20 protein-coding genes are annotated in these 21,961 nt (G+C 26.8%); 12 read left to right on the top strand and 8 right to left on the bottom strand.

Features of this window, described 5'->3' with window-relative positions:
* Nucleotides 1-6 precede the first annotated feature (6 nt).
* From bpSLO_RS01775 to bpSLO_RS01760, 4 genes are read right to left on the bottom strand one after another with little or no spacing between them, the layout of a single operon-like run.
* Nucleotides 7-1,998, bottom strand: a complete 1,992-nt coding sequence (locus bpSLO_RS01775) for an EAL domain-containing protein (protein ID WP_025375390.1) — start codon at nt 1,996-1,998, stop codon at nt 7-9.
* 51 nt (nt 1,999-2,049) lie between these two features.
* Entirely contained in the window at nt 2,050-3,009 is a 960-nt protein-coding gene (gene lgt / locus bpSLO_RS01770) for a prolipoprotein diacylglyceryl transferase (RefSeq protein ID WP_038447893.1), read from the bottom strand.
* A 10-nt stretch (nt 3,010-3,019) separates the two neighbouring features.
* On the bottom strand, nt 3,020-4,153 hold the full coding sequence (locus bpSLO_RS01765; RefSeq protein WP_246989750.1) for a P-loop NTPase: 1,134 nt from the start codon (nt 4,151-4,153) through the stop codon (nt 3,020-3,022).
* Between the two features lie 4 nt (nt 4,154-4,157).
* Nucleotides 4,158-4,586, bottom strand: coding sequence for a hypothetical protein (locus bpSLO_RS01760; protein ID WP_081719334.1), 429 nt, complete (start codon nt 4,584-4,586; stop codon nt 4,158-4,160).
* Nucleotides 4,587-4,646: 60 nt separating this feature from the next.
* On the opposite strand from bpSLO_RS01760, the gene bpSLO_RS01755 reads away from it, so the two are divergent.
* The 6 genes from bpSLO_RS01755 to bpSLO_RS01730 are packed head-to-tail and all read left to right on the top strand — an operon-like array spanning nt 4,647 to nt 10,712.
* On the top strand, nt 4,647-6,077 hold the full coding sequence (locus tag bpSLO_RS01755) for a S41 family peptidase (protein WP_025375386.1): 1,431 nt from the start codon (nt 4,647-4,649) through the stop codon (nt 6,075-6,077).
* Between the two features lie 3 nt (nt 6,078-6,080).
* Nucleotides 6,081-6,809, top strand: coding sequence for a 16S rRNA (uracil(1498)-N(3))-methyltransferase (locus bpSLO_RS01750; protein WP_025407429.1), 729 nt, complete (start codon nt 6,081-6,083; stop codon nt 6,807-6,809).
* Entirely contained in the window at nt 6,802-7,395 is a 594-nt protein-coding gene (locus tag bpSLO_RS01745) for a hypothetical protein (RefSeq protein WP_025375384.1), read from the top strand. The genes bpSLO_RS01750 and bpSLO_RS01745 overlap by 8 nt, the downstream gene beginning before the upstream one ends.
* Nucleotides 7,396-7,441: 46 nt before the next feature.
* A complete protein-coding gene (locus tag bpSLO_RS01740) occupies nt 7,442-7,927 on the top strand; it encodes a CarD family transcriptional regulator (protein ID WP_011772308.1) in 486 nt (161 codons plus the stop codon).
* Between the two features lie 34 nt (nt 7,928-7,961).
* Nucleotides 7,962-8,903, top strand: a complete 942-nt coding sequence (locus bpSLO_RS01735; RefSeq protein WP_025375383.1) for a hypothetical protein — start codon at nt 7,962-7,964, stop codon at nt 8,901-8,903.
* Nucleotides 8,904-8,918: 15 nt separating this feature from the next.
* Entirely contained in the window at nt 8,919-10,712 is a 1,794-nt protein-coding gene (locus bpSLO_RS01730) for a hypothetical protein (RefSeq protein ID WP_246989748.1), read from the top strand.
* On the opposite strand, the gene bpSLO_RS01725 is transcribed toward bpSLO_RS01730, so the two are convergent.
* On the bottom strand, nt 10,697-11,830 hold the full coding sequence (locus bpSLO_RS01725) for a hypothetical protein (protein ID WP_246989746.1): 1,134 nt from the start codon (nt 11,828-11,830) through the stop codon (nt 10,697-10,699). The genes bpSLO_RS01730 and bpSLO_RS01725 overlap by 16 nt on opposite strands.
* Nucleotides 11,831-11,953: 123 nt before the next feature.
* Here bpSLO_RS01725 and bpSLO_RS01720 point away from each other — a divergent pair, with 123 nt between their 5' ends.
* Both bpSLO_RS01720 and rpmB read left to right on the top strand, forming a co-directional pair.
* Nucleotides 11,954-13,513: a hypothetical protein gene (locus bpSLO_RS01720; protein ID WP_025375380.1), complete on the top strand. Its 1,560-nt coding sequence runs from the start codon at nt 11,954-11,956 to the stop codon at nt 13,511-13,513.
* Between the two features lie 9 nt (nt 13,514-13,522).
* Nucleotides 13,523-13,801 carry a 50S ribosomal protein L28 gene (rpmB, locus tag bpSLO_RS01715; RefSeq protein ID WP_025375379.1) on the top strand — a complete coding sequence of 93 codons (279 nt, stop codon included), beginning with the start codon at nt 13,523-13,525 and terminating at the stop codon, nt 13,799-13,801.
* Between the two features lie 20 nt (nt 13,802-13,821).
* On the opposite strand, the gene amrB is transcribed toward rpmB, so the two are convergent.
* From amrB to bpSLO_RS01700, 3 genes are all read right to left on the bottom strand, one after another.
* Nucleotides 13,822-14,574 carry an AmmeMemoRadiSam system protein B gene (amrB, locus tag bpSLO_RS01710; protein WP_038447899.1) on the bottom strand — a complete coding sequence of 251 codons (753 nt, stop codon included), beginning with the start codon at nt 14,572-14,574 and terminating at the stop codon, nt 13,822-13,824.
* Between the two features lie 5 nt (nt 14,575-14,579).
* A complete protein-coding gene (gene pyk / locus bpSLO_RS01705) occupies nt 14,580-16,013 on the bottom strand; it encodes a pyruvate kinase (protein WP_025375377.1) in 1,434 nt (477 codons plus the stop codon).
* A 110-nt stretch (nt 16,014-16,123) separates the two neighbouring features.
* The gene (locus bpSLO_RS01700; RefSeq protein ID WP_025375376.1) at nt 16,124-17,533 is read right to left on the bottom strand and encodes an NFACT RNA binding domain-containing protein; all 1,410 of its coding nucleotides are present in this window, start codon (nt 17,531-17,533) and stop codon (nt 16,124-16,126) included.
* A 166-nt stretch (nt 17,534-17,699) separates the two neighbouring features.
* On the opposite strand from bpSLO_RS01700, the gene bpSLO_RS01695 reads away from it, so the two are divergent.
* The 4 genes from bpSLO_RS01695 to gatC are packed head-to-tail and all read left to right on the top strand — an operon-like array spanning nt 17,700 to nt 21,957.
* On the top strand, nt 17,700-18,356 hold the full coding sequence (locus bpSLO_RS01695; RefSeq protein ID WP_025407430.1) for a LolA family protein: 657 nt from the start codon (nt 17,700-17,702) through the stop codon (nt 18,354-18,356).
* A gap of 11 nt (nt 18,357-18,367) precedes the next feature.
* Nucleotides 18,368-19,570 carry a helix-turn-helix domain-containing protein gene (locus tag bpSLO_RS01690; protein WP_025375374.1) on the top strand — a complete coding sequence of 401 codons (1,203 nt, stop codon included), beginning with the start codon at nt 18,368-18,370 and terminating at the stop codon, nt 19,568-19,570.
* Nucleotides 19,570-21,663, top strand: a complete 2,094-nt coding sequence (locus bpSLO_RS01685) for an ATP-dependent helicase (RefSeq protein WP_025375373.1) — start codon at nt 19,570-19,572, stop codon at nt 21,661-21,663. Before bpSLO_RS01690 ends, bpSLO_RS01685 begins: the two co-directional genes overlap by 1 nt.
* A gap of 18 nt (nt 21,664-21,681) precedes the next feature.
* Nucleotides 21,682-21,957: an Asp-tRNA(Asn)/Glu-tRNA(Gln) amidotransferase subunit GatC gene (gatC, locus tag bpSLO_RS01680; protein WP_025375372.1), complete on the top strand. Its 276-nt coding sequence runs from the start codon at nt 21,682-21,684 to the stop codon at nt 21,955-21,957.
* The last annotated feature ends 4 nt before the right edge of the window (nt 21,958-21,961 follow it).

Here is a 21,961-nt window from a genome sequence, read left to right as displayed (position 1 = left end):
ATATTTTTATATTGGCTCTGGTTTATGCCACAGAAATCCTTGTCCGTAATCTATTCCTATTTCGTTTATCTTTTTAAGTATTTCTTCACTCGATACAAATTCAGCTATAATTTTTATTTTTTTTGTGTCAGCAATGTCTTTTATTGATTTTATTATTACGAGATCTGTTTGACTAGAATTTATTACTTGAATGAAAGAACCATCTATTTTAATGATATCTATTGGCAAGATTTTAATGTATGAAAGTGACGTATATCCGCTGCCAAAATCGTCAAGTGCAAGTTTGATTCCAAAGGTTTTAAGTTCGTTGAAATATGTGTTGATTAATTCAAAATTTTCTAAAATACCAGTTTCTGTTATTTCTAAGCATATGTTTTGAAGTGGAACATGGCTTTTAAGAAGTGTTTCTTTTAGAAATATTCTGAAATTTTTGGACTTGAGTGAGTATGGTGAAATATTTATTGAAAAGATATGAACACCATTTTTTGCTACGAAATTTGTATATTCTCTTAATGCTTTAGTAACTACCAGCTTATCCACTTCAACAGTTAAATTATACTTATCTATTAAGCTAAATACATTGTTGTTTGGGATAGGAGTTCCTGTGTAGTCAAAAAGTCTTGTTAATATTTCAATTTTGGGTTTTAGATCTTTTTTAAGAGGAGTAATTTTTTGATAGTATAGACTAAAAAAGTCATTCTTTATTGCTTTTACTATATATTCAAATATTTTATTTTGTTTTTTGATAAGTATTGTTTCTGGTAATTCATCTTTGTATAAAATAGGCGTAGAATCTTTATATTCATCGGATATTTTTGTTGCTATTTTTAATTTTGAAATCTTTGTTTCTATATCTTCTTTTAGGTTTACTTCTATTATTCCTATGTTGAATTTAAATATTATGAGGCCTTCTTTTTTAAGTTCTCTAGAAATGGTTTTTTTGATTTCTTCTGCAATTGAAATTAGTCTTTGTTCTCCTCCGCTTGTGGATATAATGACTATTAAATTATTGTCTTTTAATCTAAATATATATTCTGAATAAAACGACATTATTCTCGAAGTAATTTTCTTAAGTATCTTTAAGTCGGAGTTGTCTCTCTTGTCTTTATATTTACATTCTGTATTGATGTGTAAATCCAGATCAAATAAATATATTTTTTTATAAGAAGATTCAATTTGATTTATCAATAGCTTTTCAAGTCCTTTAATGTTATACAGATCTGTTTGTTGATCGATGATTGTTAGATCTTGAATATTGTGTTTAGATTTTAATTCTGATATGTCTTTTATTGTAATTAATTTATCAATATTGTTTTGAGCAATTGTACTGATAAATAAGTCTACTATTAATTTTTTGTTATTCTTAATCTTTAAAAGGCAGTCGGTTATTAGTATGTTTTTGAATTCGGGAATATCATTGATATTGTAACTTAAATCTATTTTTGTATCTTTTTCTAAATCTATGATATTGATGTCACTTATTTTATTTGTTTTGCCCCCAATCTTTATTGGGAGTTCAAGTTCTTTGCTTCCTTTTTCGTTAATGTAAATGATATCATTGTCAGTATTTGTAATGATCACTATTTCTTGAATAAGTTCAGATAGATTTAAGAAAAAATCAAGATTAGCATTATTATTGTCATAATAAAGTTTTTTTTGTTGTATGAGTTTGTGTTTATCATTTAATTCACTGATATTTTTTAATATTTCTATGTAATTTGGCCTATATATTGCTTCATCTATAGATTTGTTGTCTATGATAATAGAATGAATGTTATTAATGCTTTTTAAGTCATTTGCCATATTTATTGAAAAATCTATTGGTCTTTTGTGGTTATAAATAATAGCAAATTTAATATTACTTTGTTTGATATATTCGCTAGAGATATTTCTTCTAGATTTTACTATTTGTGATATTTTAAAAATAGATTTGATCTTTGTAATATCATTATCATTAATTGTTCCTTCAGATATTACAATTGTATTTGGATTTTTCATCTTATTTAAATAAATTTATATTAATTTTGGTATAAATCTATATTTTATGATTTATTTCTTTGGTTTTTCCGATCTTGTTTTGGCCCATGAGAGCCAAATTATTCCAGATAATATTAAAATTAATGAAAATATTTGTCCTATTGATATGTTTAAAAATGAGAAATCTAATATGCTCTCAGGTTTTTTGTAAGTTATAACAAATCCTATTTCCTTGTCTGGTTCTCTTAAGTACTCGATAAAGAATCTAAATAGTCCATAAAGAATTATGTATACTCCAAAGATAAAACCGTCATATCTTTTTATTTTCCTAAAAATAAACCATAGTAATAAAAAAGTTACAGTTCCCTCAAATAATCCCTCAATAAGTTGTGATGGAATCCTCGGTAGGTTAATGAACAAGTCGTGAGGTAATATTTCCAGTCCAATTGATTCTGCAAATTCTCTTACTCCTTTCTGACTTACTTTAAAAAGTTCTGCATTGGGAAATATTATACCGCCTTTCATTGGTCTTCCATAAAGCTCTGCATTTGCAAAATTAGCAAATCTTCCAAGTATATATCCTGAAGAGAAGGCTATTGCTCCGTAATCAGTTATCTTTCTGAAGTATTTTTTTATATTTGTGTTTTTGAGTTTGGTATTTATCATTATTATTGGTGCAATAATTACTCCGAAAAATCCTCCGTGTATTGCCATTCCTCTAAAACCTGTGAAATTCCAGTTTCGGTCAAATGGCAGAAAGATGAGCCATGGGTGTGTATAATAAATTCCACTCCTATCATAAATCAAAGTAGATGTTAGTCTTGCGCCAATTATTGCTCCCATAACAAGCGAAAACATTAGTTTTTCATAATCACTTTTTTCTATGTTAAGTTTATCAGTTTGTATTTGATACCAAATGAATTTATAAGAAATTATTATTATGATAATATAAGATAGGCTATACCATGTAATTGGAATACCTTTAATTATTTCAGGATGTAACCAACTAGGATAATTTATATAATTCGGCATTTCTTTCTCCTTAGTCTTTTTTTAATTGTGCAAATAATTTTTTTTTAAACATTATATTTTGTTTTCTTAATGTTGCAATTTCTTTTTGTTGAGATTTTATTATATCAATAATTGCATTATTGTCTATTGTTTTGTTCATTAGTAATGATTCAAGATATGCATATTTTTCTAGGTATTCATCTTGTGCTTCTTGAATTACAAAATGATAGCTTTCGTTTAGATCGTCTTCACTTAAGAGTTCTACATCATTTATTATGGTTTCAAGTTCAATTAATTTTTTCGCTATTTTTTTAATACTTTTGGAAGTTAAGCTTGTTGGTTTATAAATAGTTATTGGTATTTTATGGTTTAATGCTTTGTCAATAAGCTCATCTTTATAAATTGAACCTATACTTTGTAAATTTATATTTAAATAGTCTTTTGCAGATTTGAGTATCCTTTTAATTTTTTTGATGTCATCAGGTTTGTTTAACATGTTAAATATTATGAAAGGGCTAAACTGTGAAAATTTTTTCATAAATTTTTCATAACTTTCAGGATCATAAGTTTCTATTTTGAGTAATAGATTAGGTATATATATTTTTTGTAAATCGCTAGAGTCTTTTTTTATGTCAGATATTAGTTTGTATGCTTTTGTCTCTTTTGTAAATATTTTTGATATAAGCCTAAAGATTGCATTTTTTAAGAACAAATAAGCATTCATTGTTGCTGTTACTGTTGGAATCGTTATTATTACTCCTCGATTTGAAATTAGAAAGAAATCTATTGTATTAAATGTTGTGCCAGCACCAAGGTCAATTATTAGGTAATCATAGCTTAAGGTTTTTAAGTTATTTATTATTTTTTTCTTTTGAAAGATGGCTATATTTGCAAGTTCAGGAATATCTGAATCTCCTGCAATAAAGCTTAAATTTTTTATTCCTGATTCAATTATTACGTCTTTAAAGGGAATTTTTGTTTTAAGAAAAGTTCCAATACTCTTCTTAGGTATGATATTTAGCATAGAGTGTAAATTTGAACCGCCAAGGTCAAGATCGACAAGTAATACTTTTTTCCCTTCATTTGCAAGACAAATTGCAATATTTGTTGAAAAAAGAGATTTACCAACACCTCCTTTTCCACTAGCTACAGGAATGATGATCAAACCTTTACCTCGTTATTTTATTTTTTATTTTTATTAAAATTAAAATCACTGTGTTAAATATAGTATAAGTTATTATTATTCCTAAAAGCATAAATAGCCATGGCTGATATACATATAATAAGTCAAGGCTTAATCCCAATATAATAAGTAAAAAAACCATTACTATTTGAAAGGTTTTTGTTATGATGATTAAGTTGTGAAGGATTTTGAATTGTTCATACAGAATGTAGTTTGTTGTTAATATTGATATACATAATTCTGGTGAGAATATGATGAATGCTATCATAAACTTTATAGAAGAGTTATTTGCAAATATTGTTCTCTCAGCAAATCCATATAGTGCTAACAATATTAATATGCTTGCGATTATTTGTAAAATAAGAACGAGACCTATAATTATTCTTTTTGTTTTTGAGTTATTTGTCTTTAACATAATCTTAAAATATTATATTATGAAGATAAAATCAAGTTTTATTTATGTAGGAATTATTCAATGAAAAAGAAATGTTTAGTATTTGTATACTTTGTATTAGCCTTAAGTATCAGTTCTTCAGTTATTGTAGAATCTATCTTTGCACAAACGAATCCTTCTAAGGGGAAGATGTCTGCATCCACTTATGGTCAAATGATGATGGATGCTTTTAATTTTATTAAGAGGAATTATGTTGAACCTGTTGATGATGAGGCTATTTTTGAAGGTGCTTTAAAAGGTATGTTTAAAGCATTAAATGATCCTTATTCGCAATATTTGACAAAAGAAGATTTAGTAGAAATTTCAAAGACTACTGAAGGAAATTATGTTGGGATTGGAGTTTCTATTGTTAAGAAAAATGTTCCTGTAAAATCTGATAGTTCTGTTTTTGATGCTTCTTATGTAATGATTGTTACTGCTTTTGAAGAGGGACCTGCTTATAAGGCTGGAGTTAAGTCTGGTGATTACATTACGGATATTGATGGTAAGAGTACTACTTTAATGACAATAGAGCAAGTAGGTAGTCTTTTAAAAGGAAAAGCAGGTACTAAAGTTAAAATTTCTGTTCTAAGAGATAAAGATTTAAAACTTGAATTTGAACTTATTAGAGAAAAAGTAGATATACAGACTGTTAAACATGATGTTATTAATAAAAGTGTTGGGTATATTAAGATATTAAGTTTTAATCCAAATACTAATACGTATTTTAAAAAAGCTTTTGAAAAACTGCAAGCTCAGAACATCAAATCTTTGATTTTAGATCTAAGATTTAATACTGGGGGGTATCTTCAAGATGCAATAGAGATAGCTGATGATATTTTGGCTGAAGGACTTATTGTATCAACAAGGGCAAGAGATTCTAAGGTTCCTGTGGAATACAAGGCTAGTTCTTCACATATAGTGCCTTTGGACATGCCAATTGTTGTTTTGATTGATAAACATTCAGCATCAGCATCGGAGGTTTTAGTTGGAGCTTTAAAAGATAATCAAAGAGTTTATGTTATAGGTGAAAAATCTTATGGTAAAGGAGTAATTCAACGTATATTACCTTTCTATACTGGAGGATTTAAGATTACAAATTCCAAATACTATACTCCTTCTGGTAACAGTATTCATAATATTGGTATTAAGCCTGATTTGGAAGTTGGGGAGAGAGAATTTTCTGATACTGAGATCTTAGCATACAGACAAATTCTTGATAAGAAATTAGTAGAAGATTTTTTAAATAGCAGAAAAAATAAAAAGTCTATTACTGAGAAAGAAATAGATGCTTTTGTGGATAAGATTCTTAAAGAACATTCGATCCATAATATAGATAAGGATATTTTAGGACTTTATGTATTTTCGCAATTTTATCAAGACACACATAATGAAATGCCAATTTATAATTTACATTATGATAAGCCCTTAAGAGCTGCTTATGAATATCTTGTAAAGGGGACTAAAAATTAATCTGTGAAACAAATAGTCTTAGACGATACTTGTTTATTTGATAATGATATCATTATTAATGATGTTAAGATTTATCACTATCTTGTTGATGTAAGAAGAGTTAAGATTGGCGACACGTTAAATGTTCTCTTAAGGGGAAGAGAGGTAAGGTTTGCTAAAATTTCTAGTATAGATAATAATCTTATTAAACTCTCTACTCTTAAGGTAGAAATGCTTAAGAAGCGTGATTTTGAAATAAGTATATTTATATCTAGTCTTAAGGGTAAAAAATTAGATTTAAGTTTAAGACAAGTTGTTGAAATTGGTGTAGATCATATAAATATTGTTAATGCTGATAATTCTGTTGCTAGAATAGACATGGATGATTTGGAATTTAAAAGTTCAAGATTTTTAAAATTAATTAATGAGGCTTTAAAGCAAAGTGGCAATACCCAAGTTCCTAGTCTTAATTTTTACAAAAATTTTTTTAGCATTCCTTATTCTTCATCTGTGAATTATTATGTTGCTCATAAAGAAGGTGTTTTGCTAGGTTGTGGTGATGATATTAGTGCTTTTGGTAATATTGGAATTTTAATAGGTCCTGAGGGTTGTTTTTCAAAATCAGAAATTGATTTCTTTAAAAAGTTAAATTTTAAATTTGTAAGATTTAATACCCCAATTTTAAGAGCAGATACGGCTATTGTTTATTCACTTGCTCATTTTAAATTATTATTAGAGGGTAATAATGGCTAATTTAAAAGATATATATTCAAAACCAGATAGGATTTATTTCTTTGGAATGCCAATAGATGTATTTAAGAGCAGTGATAAATTGATTGGTCGATTTGAATATCTTGTGTCTTATCCATATCATTCGATGGTTATTTTTATTGATTGTAAGTCTTTGCTAAAATTTTTGTTCTTTAAGAAGTTTAGAAATCTTGTTAGGAGTTCTTCACTTGTTTTTTCAAATTCTAAATTATTAAGAGCTCTTTGTAAGTTTTTTAAAAGGATCGATATTGGCTGTTATGATTCGAATTCGATTTTGCTTGTTTTAATGAGTGTACTGGAAAATACATATAAAACGTGTTATATTATTGATAAAGATAAAATAATTTCTAAGAGAAATTTTTTAAGATTAAAAGAGTCACATAAAGAGATTAACTTTATTGGTTATTATGATTTGAAAGCTGTTAAGAGAAACAAAGAAATGTTTTTTGCCAATATTAATAAACTTACTCCTAGTATGATAATAAGTTTTTGTAGTGATAGATATCTTGAGAATTTGTTTTATGCAAATAAATTTGGCATTAGAACTAATTTAAGTGTATTTTTGTGATTTTTTTAATTGTAGATATTGGTGAAAATTTATATGAGGTAAAGAAATGGCATTTGTATTAGATCAAGCTGTAGTTTATCCAATGCAGGGAGTGGGAAAAATAAAAAACATTCAAAATAAGGAATTTAATGGCGAGTTTATTGATTATTATGAGATATATTTCCCATTTAATGAAATGACTTTCATGGTTCCAGTCTCTAGAGCAGATGATCTTGGAATTAGAGCCTTGGTTAGTAAGGAAAAAGTGGAAGAAGTTTTCAATATCATTAAAGACTTTGAAGAGCAAATAGATCAAAAAAAGATAAAAGATGGTAGTCATGATTTTTATAAACAAAGTGATATATTAAGTACCGCTAAATTGTATAAATTTTTGTATACGAAATCTATGCAAAAAGAATTGCCTTTCTATGAGAAAAGAATTTTAAATGATTTTGAATTGATTTTGCAACATGAGATTAGTTTAGCCTTGCAAATTAGTTTTGAAGAAGCTAAACAAAAGATAAAAGAAGTCCTGTCTATGGGAAAATCCTAGATTGTTTATTGTTTGTAACTTGTAGGAACTTATTATGTTGAGTATTTTGAGGTTTATTTTTTTAATATCTTTTAGATTTATTGTTATGTTTTTTATCTTTTCCTTAATGTTTGTTTGTACATCTTACTTGAAATATAAGTTTTTACAAGCGAATCTTTCTATTGTAAGTTTTGAGCTTTATTATGATGCCTATCTTTATGCTTTTCCTTTATCTTTAGTTGCTACTTTTATGAGAATTGCTTATCCTTTTAATGTGAAGACGTTGCGCGTTTCTGGGTTTTTTTATGGTATCATTTTTATTTTTATATTGCTTTTATCTTATTTTGGATTCTTAGCATCTGCTAATTTTAATTCTGTTTTTTTGGACTTCCATAGCAGAGGTGAAAAAATTATTAAAGATGGGGTAGTGCATTTTTTTTATGATAAAATAGTCTTTTATAGTGATGATGTTAAATCATTTGGTTTTAAAGGTGTTTTAAAAGTTGAGGATAATGGGTTTAATGAGGGAGATTTTAAAACTTTTTCATATGATTCAGATTTTTCTGAATCTGATATCATGAATTTTAATGCAAATTCATTTTTTACTCAGAAATTATATAATGATTTAATTAATTATGTTTTTAGTGATTTGGATACTTTGAATAATTTTTTGTTTTCTTTAGAATCTTTTAGTTTGATTTTTAACATATTTGGATTTGCTTTACTTTTATTTTCATTTTCTTATGTTTTTAATCTTATATTTTCAAGTGGTTTATCTTTTTTTCTTTATCCTATTTTTATTATATTATTTTTTAAGGTTTATAATATTTATGCGATTGAATTCCCTGAGAGTTTAGATTTGATTATAGGCGAAAATGTAGTTTCTAATTATGTTCCTTTTATTTTTTGTGTACTTACTTTCTTTTCTACTTATTTGATTAGCTTTATTTTTAAGTATATTAGAGTGAGTGAAGGATTTGATAATAGTTTACGTTAAACTAATTTGTTATATATGAAAAGAGAATTGTATACATTTGTAAGTAAATTTTTTATTCTTTTACTTTTATTTATTTGCTTTGTTTTTTGTTACACATATTTCTTTGGGGCAGATTATTTAGAAAAACATACATTAATAGCCACATTGTTTGATACTATTTTAAGTATTTATCATTATTTTAATGGATTTTTTATTTTCTTTGTTTTAGTTTATTTTATCTTTTTAGCTAAACCTGAGACACGGATTTATCTAAGAGACTATAAAGGATTTTTATTTAAAAAATTCTCTCCATTCATGTTTCTGTTTTTTATAATAGGCATTGTTTTTATGTTTGTTTTTAATTCTATTATGTCTTATGTTCTTACTCAAAGAAGTGAATATAAGTATAACTATGAGAGATATAATCTTCTTGCAGGTCAGGCAAATGCGATAGTTAATGAGGTTAAAAGTATAGATATAAATTTGTCTTCAAATAAGACACTAGATGTAAATGATTTGATAGAGGTTTTGCAACAGAAGAGAAAATACCTTGAAGAGTTGCTTAGAATGTATGAAAAAATGAGACTTATTTCTGATAACGATGAACTTTCAATTAATTATTACTTGACTCGGTCTGAATATGATAGAATGCCTATTTATGATGTTGATTTGGAAAAAGTTAGAAAGACGCTTAAAGTACATTTGATTAAAAATTTGACGAAGAGAGATTTTCAAGATATTGTTAATGAATTTATTTCTAAAGGTGATTATTCTACAGCTAATTATTTTGCTTATATGGGATTGATTTCGACTAGAGATGATGAATTTGCTGCACTCTTAGATTTAACTTTCAAAGCTATTAATGAATATAAAAATATTGAAATTGAAAAGAAGTCTTCAATTTTTGAAGAGAAGCAAAAAAATTTTTTATATTTCAATACAGAAAAGTTTAAGCCAGCATATTATGGTTTTTTAAAGCTTCATAATTTATTTCCAAATGATAATGAGATTTTAAATTATAAGAATAAATCTTTGGAAAAGCTTAAGGATGAGTATTTCTTTTTTGATGAGATTGAAAAGCATTATGAGCATTATGGCATCAATGATATATTTTTGTTTCAACCTAATTCTGGTAATGGGACATATGATTATATTTATATGCAAAAGGTTGTCAATACCGTTTCTTCTTATATAAAGATGATTAAAAATTTTGAGCTTATTAGATTTAATAGATCAGGTAATATTATATTGCATATTAAAGTACCATTTGCTACTCTTAAGGGCAATGGGGTTTATCAAAATGTTTTAGATAAGAAAAATGAAAATAGTGACGTTACTGCCACTAGGATGATTGTATCGCTTACAGACTTTGATTTAAGTAATCCAAAAATCATTAATATTAATAATGATGTTAATAATTTGAGTTTATTTGCAAATTCTGGTAAGGATAGCATTTTTTTGCCCATTCAAGTTCTTTTAGGTGCTTTTAATAGAGTTAAAACGTTTAACTTAATACTGATAAGTGTGTTTTCTTCAAGTCTTTTTTTAATGATGAGTCCTATTTTATTAGTTTTTTTTGGTGTTATGTTTATAGCTGCAGCTTCTAAGATAAGTTTTGAATCAAATTCAAAACTTGTGATATTTCTTATATCCTTAATAATAGCTATTTTTTCAGGTATTATTTCGCTTTTTATAAATTATTTGCTGTTGATTTTAATAGCACTCTTTATTCAAATATTCGTTAATATATACATATCTTTTATTCTGATTTTTTCTATCTTGTTTTTTATTGTGTTGCATGTAATACGAGTTAATTATAAAGAAGAATGATCTTCATTATAATTTGTGTTGTTTATATTAGATAAAAATAATTCATTAATTATGCGATTTTCTTTTTCTATTTGTTCTTTATTGAGTATATATGAATTTTTGTTTATGTATTTTTCATCTATAATAAATGAAGGTATTTTTTTTATTACGTTTTTTAATTTTAAATTTAACCCTTTATAGGGTGTAAATCCATTTGCAAATCCAAAATGTTCATTGAATTTTACTTTTTCTTTAAGTTTAATTAGCGATTTTTGTACTTCTTGGTTTAGTATCCATTGAATAAAATTTTCTATAGGTGTTGATATTTCTTTAACCCCCATAAAGCTTATGTTGCATATTGATGATTTTTTTTCTTTATTTGTTAGATATGAAAAATTAATTTTGTCTCTGATATCTTTGTTTAAGCTATTGTAGTATGTTAAGTTAGTTAATCCTGCAATTAAAATGGTTTTCTTTTGAAGTAATATTTTCTCTAAATTTAAATATTTGTATTTTTCTGTGAAGTTTTTGTGTAATGCAAGTTCATTTGTGTTTATGAAAGATTTAAAGTGGTTTATCATATCCGACATTTTTTTTTCATTATATTCTGGCTTGTTGTTTCCAAAGTAAAAATTTATGTCATTGATTTCAGATATTGTGTAGAATAAATTTTCAGAAATGTATGGAGAGATAAAAAATTTTTTTTCCTTTTGAAAGCTTTTGTGTATTTCTTTAATATTTTGTATATCAATATATTTTTGTATATTATATTCATTTTTATATATTAAAATTGGAACATCAAAGCTTAAGGGGACAATTCTATATGCGAATTTTTCAGATATATTATTCAATATTGGATAATCTGAGTAATAGTATTGTTGAATATTTTTAAAGTTTTTAGTTATGTTTATGTTATCTATATTTTTTGAGATAATTACTTGCGCATTTTCTTCATTAATCGTTTGCATGTTAATATGTTCTCTATATTTAATGATAAAGCTAGTTTTATTTTGGATATTGAATTGATTGATGTAAAATGGCATGATTTTGTTATCAGTTAATATAGTGATGGTATCATTTTTTGAGCAACTAAAAATTAACGTAAAAACTATGATCAAAATTGGTTTCTTTATGCACATAAAAAATTATTTGTTCTATTTTCTTCCATTTTACAATAAATTATGTATAATTTTTATAGTTATTTTATAATTTTAGATCTCTTTGAGAACTCCAGATTTTATTCTGAAAGGAGAGTAGCTAGTTTGGGTTTAGTTGATTTTTTAGTTTCTATCTTTAATAGAGAGCTTACTCCTGAACAAGTGAAGCAAAGAAGACTTAGAGAGGTAAAGAATAATCTAAGTAAGGTAGGCAATTTTTTTAATGCTTCAAAAATTCAGGCTTTACCTCAATTTGCTAAGTTTATTTATAATCTTTATAAAGCATTGATACCTTTTAAGTTTTTTGTACAAAGATATCGAACTTCAAATAAAATAATTCATTTTGTTGTTGAAAAGTATTTAGATGATAATCAAAAGCAAGCTTTGGAATATATTTATTCTTTCTCATCTAATGATGTAGTCAATTTTACATCTGATATATCTAAGAATTTGGATAATAATTTAAATTATTTGTTGAAAAACATAACTCAAGATCAAATCAGGTTGATAGATGAGACTTGTGGTGCTTTGGATATCTTTTTTGACTTAGTCTCGTATCAGTATTATTCAATTATTAAGAATTTTGATAGTTTATTTCCAGAAAATGACTTTATATATAAGCCAAGATTTAATGCGGTTAGTTGTGGTGTAATACTTGATGATATTAAAGATTTTTTGGAATGTATATATTCTATTAGAGATGTTTCCATTTGGAGAAATCTCTACGATATTCTTTTAGAAGTGTATGGAGATAGGGATAATTTTCCTATTAAACCAAATGTTTGGCTTAAGATACTAACCGCGATAATTGAGATAAATAAAAATAAAGAAATTTTATATCTTATAAGATATGTTAGCGGTGATCCTGATTATTTGCCTATATCTGGTGTCAAAAAGTCAAAAGCAAAGGCAAAATCATTTTTTAATGATCTCTCTAAACATGTTTCAAATGAGAGAGCAAAGATTGAAATTTTGCAAAAAAATAGTAAATCTAAGCTTTTGGCCGAAAAATTATTTCCTGGAATGAATCTTGTAAGTTTAGAGAATTATAATGAACGTATGCATGCTAAGATTACATCTGTCGTTGTGAATACTACTGGATATGTTTACTCTGATCTTTTAGTTTATTTAAAAACTCATGCGGTTAATTTTGTGAAAAAGGATCTAAGTGATATTATTAATGTCCTTATTATTAAGGGACAGTGGAAGGATATGGAAGTTTCTAGAGAAATTTCTAATGATATTCATTCTTTAGTTGGTGTTTATTCCAATCTTGTTGATTTTGATAATAATCTTGGCGAACAGGGTACTTATGGTAATAGAATAAATTCACTTTTACACAGAATTTCTGTTGGGGATAAATCTTCAGAGAAATTGCTGTTGAATATAATAGCAGATATTAATAAAAAGGCTTTAATTTTATTGAATGAGTATTATTCAGTAATTAAATCTTTTGAACGACGTTTGAATGATTGTTTAGAAGATTATTTTAAACCTGCTTCAGAAAAGGAGTTGATTTATAATTGGAAGGAGCTTGATATTGAGCTTGTAAAAAGCTATGGCAATAATGTAAACTTTGGTAGTATAATTAAAAATATAATTGATAGTTTAAATTTATTTTTGAAGTTGATGGATTTATATCTGGAGAAGAAAAATACAGTTTAGGAGATTTAGATGGGAAGAGAATGTGAAATAACAGGTAAAAAGACAATGTTTGGAAACAATGTTCCAAGGAAAGGACTTGCCAGAAAAAAGGGTGGAGGGGGACAACACATTGGTGTAAAGACCAGGAGAACTTTTAAGGTAAATTTGATAAATAAGAAATTTTTTGTTCCTGAGCTTGGAAAAAGTATTAATATAAAAGTTTCTGCAAGTACTCTAAGAAGTATTTCGAAGTTAGGTCTTAGTGTTTTTTTGAAGAAAAATTCTAAAAAGATAGAAGATTTTATTTAAAAATTGTGTTTTTGTTAATTTTAATTTATTAATATGTTTTCTATTATTGAATATTCATTGTCATTGTTGATGATCTGTTGGTTTATAAATTCAAATTTATGAAAAAGCTTGTGGATTATGATAATTGCGTTTATATTTTCAGGAAATATTTTTCGTGCATTATAATATTCTAATAGAGTTGATGAATTTAAATTAGATGTACTTAAGAGCTCCTTTAATTTTGTTGATAGTTGAATACTTTTATTTAAGTGTGTAGATTGTGATATGAAGTGGGAGAGGAATATAAAAGAATTTTCTTCCTTTGTTGTAAGCGGATTTAAAAATGTACAAAATTCTCTCAAAGTTTGATTTTTAAGTTTACCTAAAATAATGGGAATAATTTTTATATCTTGTGTTATATCTTTGATAAAATTTAATACAATTTCAATTTTATGGTCATTTTCTATTATTTTATCTTCTGTATTTGTAAATTCAAAATTTTTTATTAAATTTATTATATCTAGATTGACATCAATTGTTTTATTAAAGAATTTCCAAGCTTGATGGTCTGAGATATTAATCTGTGAGTTTTCTTTTGTTTGTGAGAATATAAACACATTTTTTGTATTATGTGCTATTACTTTTTTGAACAGAGCAATATTGTTTAAGAAAAACTCATAAGCTCCATAACTAATCAAAAGTGCTTTATGAGTTTTTCTTTTATTTAAGCTAAATAATTCTAAATTGCAATCATTGGTTGAATAAAATATATTATCAACTAAACTATTTCTTATTTTGTTTATCTGTTGTGTCCTTTAATTGCTTCTTCTACTGTATTTATTTCCATAAATTCCGTACCTTTATTAGTATCTCTATTTGGATTTCCGGAGATAATTACTATAATATCTGAATCTTGAACTACTGCTTGTGTTTTAAGCATTTCAAGAGAGGTGACTACAAATTCAGTTGTTGCCTTGAAGTTATGATCAACCAGATTAGCATAAACACCATAAGAGAGTGATAATTCTCTTGCTATCCTTTCATTATTTGTTGTAATAAATAGAGGTACACTTGCTCTGTATGTTGCCATTATTCTTGCGGTTCTTCCTTTGAGTGAATCAACAATAATGGCTTTAACAGGCATTATTTTGGTTGCATCAATTGCACATTTAATAATATAGTTTCTTATGATCCTTTTGCTGTGGAAAATTTCATCTTGAAATAGTGTTTTTTCTCTATATTTTTCAACTTCTATAGCAATTTTGGTCATCATCTTAACAGCTTCAATTGGGTATTTGCCATAAGCTGTCTCTCCAGATAGCATGATGGCATCTGTGCCATTTAGAATTGCATTGGCCACATCAGATACTTCTGCTCTTGTAGGTCTTGGATTTTCAATCATTGTGTGCAACATTTGTGTTGCAGTAATTACAGGTACTCCGTATTTAATGCAGGTTTTTGTTATTTTAATTTGTGCTAAAGGAACATCTTCAGCTGGTATTTCAACTCCCATATCGCCTCTTGCAACCATAATCCCATAAGAAGCTTTTGCAATTTCTTCAATATTATCAATTCCTTCTTGATTTTCAACTTTGGCAATAATTTTGACATCTGGATTTCCAGCAGCATTTAATATATCTTGAACGTCTTGAATATCTTTTGCATGTCTTACGAATGAATGGGCAATAAAATCAATATTTTGTTTTGCTGCAAGTTCAATAAATCCCCTATCTTTTTCAGTGACAGATTGTAGTTTAAGTGAAATTCCCGGTGTATTAATTGATTTTTTGTTTTTGATTTGTCCGTCGTTTTTAACTTTGCAGATTAATCTATCTGTGAGTTTTTCAATAACAGTCATTTCAAGTTCGCCATCATCAATAAGGATTGTCGAGCCATTTGGAACTTCATTTACAAATCCATCATAGTTGGTTTGCAATGCATTAGACTCATTGATAGGTGAGGTTGAGATTATTATTTTGTCTCCTATCTTAACGGTAATAGGATTTTCAATATTAGCTGTTCTAACTTCTGGTCCTTTTGTATCGATCATTAATGCTATTTTATTTGAAACTTGTCTAACATTGTTTATTACTCTTATTGCATCGTCATGAGATTGATGAGCAGTATTAAGTCTTATTACATTTACTCCTGCTTCATATAACTCTTTTATGTGTTCTGGATCACATCTGAGGTCAGATATTGTTGCTACTATTTTTGTTAATTTTTGTATCATTTATTTTTCTCCTACAGTACTTAAATTTTATGCTTTTTAAGTTTCAATAACAATATTTTTTTAAGAACTTGTCATTTTATTTTAAGATTAAATTAGCATATATTATAAACTTAATTTTTGTTTTTTAGTTTGTTTAATATTTTGGTATCTAGTTTTATATTTAAATTTTTTTCCCTATTAGGTATTACAAGTCCTTTTTTTTCTCCTTTGATTCTTCTTAGATATTTAACATTGGTATAGTAAAGATCAGCTTCTCCTGATTGTCTTGCAGGTTTTGTATAAAACACACATAAGTTTCCAGCATCTATCAAGACTTCAAGAGGAGGTGTTTTGTCTTTTTTACTCCTAATAAAAACATAAGCACCAGGATAGTCTCTTGTGTGTAGCCAGTAATCATTTCCCTTTGCCCAATTTCTTAAGAGTTCATCATTTTCTTTTGCATTTCTGCCTATAACAACTTCAAATCCATAAGATATGAAATGAAGGCCAATAGATGGTTTTTTTGTAATTTTTTGTTTTTTGGTTTTTTCATTTGTCGGTATGATACAGTTTGTTTTGTTGATGTGAGCTGTTTTTGATATTAATGTATTGTATTGTGTTCTTGCATATTCTAATTGTTCTTGTATGATCTTTAAAGAATTTTTGTTTTTTTTGTATTCTTTAAAATATTTTAAAGCATTATCTTTAGGGAGTAATGCTTTGTCCAGCTTTATTTTAATTTGTTCACCATTGTTATTGTTTAAAATGATTTCGTCCATTCCTTTTTTTATTCTGTTAATGTTTGATAAGATCATTTCACCTTGTTTTCTTTGATCCTCGATTTTTTCAATTGAGTTTATTTGTTTTTCTAGAGAGCTTATTTTTTTTTCTAAATTTATTTTTTCTTTTTCGTATTTTTGCTTAAATATTTCTATGTTATGTGCTTGAGTCTCTTTTATTTCTAAATTGTCATAGTAATTTTCAATAAATTCGGAGTAAGATATTTCATTGTTGTATCCATCTTTGAGTTTGACTTCTTTTTTGTCAGTTATATCATTATTTTCAATAATTTCTTTTGCTTTTGTGAATATTTCACCTGTAATTTCTTTTGATCTTGGTCTTCTATAATATGCATCAAGGATTTTAAAATTTGCGTCTGTTGCAATTATGTTAGGAGATGATGACCATAATTTTATGAAGATAAAGATTATTATTTTATCTTTAAAAACTTTAATTAAAATTATTCTTTCATTTTTTATTTGATATGCCTCAAATATTTTACCATTTTGAACTTTTGATTTTAGAAATTCAAAAAATCTTAAGGGAGGTTTGATATTTTCAAATTTCTTGTTTGTTTTGTGAATTCTTGTTTTTTTTGGATCTAATGAGATTAGTATATTAAAGTTTTTTTCATCTGTTTCTTTATTATAAAGTTCCATGATCAAAGTTTTATGGTTGGGTTGTTTGATTTTTCTTAAAAATGAATTTTTTAATGGCACTTCTTTAAGTAAGATATTTATTTCACTGTAGTTTAATGACATTTTATCCCCTTTGATCTTTTGCTAAATATGTTTATTATTAATTTACAAAATGGTATATTATAATAATAGCTTATTATTATAACAAGTTGTACTATTTATATTAGACATAGATCGTGCAATAATGTATTTGTTGTTAAATTGAGCTTAGTAATGTACGAGTTTTATAATGAAGAAAATAATATTAATTTTGTGTCCTTGTTTAATTTTTGCTCAAGTATCTGCCAATCAATATTTTGAGAATATTTATTCAAATTACCAAAATATAGAGGATATGCAGGCTAAGATTAGTCTTAACATAAAAGGTTTAAAGCAAGCAGGAACTCTGTTATATAAATCTCCCGATAAATTCATTGTTAATTTGGATTCAAATAATCAGGTTTTTGTAAGTGATGGTGAAATTTTAACCGTTTATGTACCAACTCTTGGTACTTCTTTTAGACAACAGTTGACTATGGGAAAAGTGGGAAGTGGTTTTATGAATATTTTAAGTACTGAGTATAGTGTGTCTTATACTAATTCTCCCAATTTAGAACCACTTGACGAATCTGGAGGAGGGGGAAGTACAGAGAATTTTATAAAATTGACTTTTTCAAGGCGACTTTATAAGGGTGCTGCTACGATTGATTCCTTTATGATTGCTTTTACACGAAATGGTGTAATTAGGAGAGTTATTGCTTATCCTACAGGTGGTGGTCGAGAAATAATTATTGATCTTTTATCTGTAAAATTTAATGTTGGAATTCCTGATAGTAGATTTAAGTATGATCTGCCAAAAACTTCAAATAAAGTGGATAATTTTTTATATGATGTTAAAAAAACTTGAGGTGTTAAGAAATGGAAAGAAATAATTTCATTAGATTTGGAGATTTTATAAAAAAAGCTCGGATTGATAAAGGGTTAACTCTTGAGATGATATCTGATGATATTAGAATTTCTGTTAAATATCTTAAGGCACTTGAAGATTCTAATATTGAATTATTTCCAAATGAAGTTTTAGCTTTAGGTTTTTTAAGGACTTATAGTGAATATTTAGGAATTGATGTTTGGTATGTCTCGTCCCTTTTTAAAGAATACAAAAGAAGACTTAATAGTAGCTATATTGGAATTAAGACTGAGGATCAAAATGGCAGTTTAAATTTTGTTAACGAAAGAAGGCTTGGAGGTCAGTATTTAGATCTCTCTAAGATAGCTTTTCCTAAAATGATTCAAATACTGGTAGGATTAGTTAGTATTATATTGCTAATACTTTTAATTTCAAATTTTAGTGGGATTAAGCAATTTTTAGGGAAATTTTTTAAAGAAAATCATGCTGCAAAGCGAGCTCCAGAAGTTCATGAAGTTTTTTTTGATAAAGAAAGTTTTTGGAACGTTGCGCTTGGAGATGGTGATTTGTTATCTTTAGTTTATGGCAATGCTATTGCAAATTATAGAGTCTCTTTTATGAATGATGATTTGGTTGTTACAAATGATTTGAAAAATGGGCGATATGTTTTTAAATTAGGCAAATTTCGGGAAATAAATTTAAGTGATAATGTTAAAGTTAAGATTGTGTATGATAATTATTCTCAAGGTAAGGTTCGAAAGGCTCATGTAAGCTTAGAATCTTTTATTCTCAATATTGAATATGTGCTTGAAACTAGTCTTTCTAGTAGATTTGATATTTTAAATTGGGGATTTGAAGTTAATGGACCTAAGAGTAGAGTTATTGGTGAGTATCCTACTGTATATTCTTCTCAAGAGATTTCCAACATTGATTTAATGATTAATTTTTTAAACGATACGTTTTTAAGATATGCTGATGAGAGTAATATTTATGGTAAATCTTTGCTTGTATCTAAGGGGGGGGGGCCTCTTAATTTAAAGTTCAAAAAATCTTTAATCTTGTTTTTGTCAAGACTTTCTGATGTTAATATTATTCTTCAAGGTAAGGATATCACTTCTATTTTAAAGAGTTATGGAAGAGAAATAATGGCAGTTCAATTTTTTTGGTTAAAAACCCCTGGAGGTTTTGATCTTAAGGTTTCTGAAGTTTATTAATGGACAAAATAGAAAAATTCCTCTTTAGTTTAAATTCTTATCAGAAACAGATTGTTTTAGATGCTACTAAAAATCCCATTCTTGTTTTGGCAGGTCCAGGCAGTGGTAAAACAAGGGTTATAACAGCTAAAATAGCATACTTAATCAAGGAAATGCAATTAAAACCAGAAGAGATTCTTGCTTTAACATTTACAAATAAAGCTGCAAATGAGATGAATTTAAGACTAAATTATCTTTTTGATTTTAATAAGGCTTTACATATCCAGACTTTTCATTCTTTTGGTGCTTGGCTTTTGAGACTTTATTTTAAAGAATTTGATAAAAATTATGATTCAAATTTTACAATTTGGGATACTAATGATGTTGTTAAATTTGTTAAGCAAGTTGGGCTTGCTTCAACCATTGAACTTTCAAAGCATGTTGCGTCTTTCATACTTAAATATAAGGAAAATTGCTTTTTAGATAATTATTGTAGTCTTGATGAGAAAAGTTACAAGGATATTAAATTTTATGAGCAAGAAAAATCTAAAAATAATGCTTTTGATTTTGCTGATCTTATTCTTAAAGCTGTTTTGATGTTAAGAGATTGTGAAGATGTAAAGATGAGGGTTCAGAAAAAGTTTAAGGCTATTTTTGTAGATGAGTATCAAGATACCAATTATACACAGTTTTTGTTTTTAAAAGAGCTTTATTGTAAAGATATGCATTTTATGGTAGTAGGAGATGAAGATCAGTCTATTTATTCTTTTAGAGGTGCTAGAATTGAAAATATTCTTGAATTTGAAAAAATATTTGACAATGTGTCTAAATATTATTTGGTACAAAATTATCGTTCTAGTTTAAGCATTGTTAATGTTGCAAATGATGTTATTTCAAAAAATAGAAATCGATATGAAAAAGTAATAAGTACAGAAAACAAAATGGGCAAGAAGATAAGCTTTTTTGTTTTTCGAAATCCTACAGAGGAGGCTGAATATTTTTCTAATTTCCTTCTTGAAAATGAGCTTGAGACAGCTGTTCTTTATAGATTTAATTACCAATCTTTGCAGTTTGAGAAAGCTTTTTTAAAACATAATATTCCACATAAAATATTAGGTTCAATTAGATTTTATGAAAGAGAAGAGATTAAAGATGTAATTTCTTTGTTAAGACTTTTTGTAAATAAAAAAGATAAAATTTCTTTCTTAAGAGTAATAAATAAGCCTGCTAAGGGGATTGGAAAAACTACTACGAATAAAATAATTGCAATGCTCAATGATCATAATGTTAATTTTGATTTAATTCTTGCAAGTAGAAAAGTTGCTGAGAGTCTTAAGGGTAAAGCAAAAGATTCTCTTGTCGCTTTTTTAAATCTGTATGATAAACTAGCAGAAAGTATACAAAGAGATGATTATGTAAATTTATCTGAATTTATTAAAAATGTTGTAATTAGATCTGGATTTTGGGATTATTATCAAAAATTTGATGATGGTGAAAAATCTAGAAATATTGATGAACTTATCAGCAGTGGAGTTGAATATTCAGGTAGTTTTGAGGGACTTGTAATATTTTTGGAAAATTCATCTCTTTCACCTTTAATACATGGAGATTCTAAGTCTAGTGTACTACTCTCTTCAATTCATGGGGTTAAAGGACTTGAATTTGATAGAGTGATAATATCTGGTCTTGAAAAGGGTTTATTGCCTGCTGAGATTGAAGAATTGACTGGAGAGAGACTGGAAGAGGAGAGAAGACTTTTTTATGTTGCTATTACTAGAGCCAAATTTGAGCTTATTGTTACAATGAATTTGCAAAGATTTTTTGGAGGTATGCTCAGAAATACAGCTATGTCAGTCTTTTTTCAAGATATTAGCAAAGATAATTATGATATTGTTTTTGTTCCAGAATATTTAAAAGATAATTTTAAATATTTTTTTTCAAAAAGTGGTAATAAAAGCTTTAATATTGGAGATTATATAACTTATAATGGTGAGAACGGAATAGTTGTTGATAAGTGGTATCAAAATGGTGAGCCATTTATTAAAATTAATCTAAGAAATGGGAGAAAAGCTATTTTAAGCTCAAGTTATATTAAAGGACTTGCTAAAATTTAGAGGTTAAATTTGAGAGATATTAGAGATATTCGTTTAGAAGATAGTTTAAAGTTAAGTTTACTAAGGTTAAGTAAGAATGAAGAACGAGAATTTACCATAAAATTTGAAAAAATTATTGGCATGTTAAATAAAATTTCTGAATTTGAGATAAAAGATGGCATTCAAAAAGAGGCATGTAATTTTTCTGTTTTGAGAAACGATGAGATTTTACCTTCTTTGGCGATTGAATCTATTAAAAATTTTAGCAATGTGTTTGTGGATGGTTACTTTTCATCACCTAAAGTGCTTGAATAGGGAG

This window comes from Borrelia parkeri (assembly GCF_023035815.1).
Taxonomy (GTDB): domain Bacteria; phylum Spirochaetota; class Spirochaetia; order Borreliales; family Borreliaceae; genus Borrelia; species Borrelia parkeri.
This window is presented reverse-complemented; position numbering and strand designations above follow the sequence as displayed.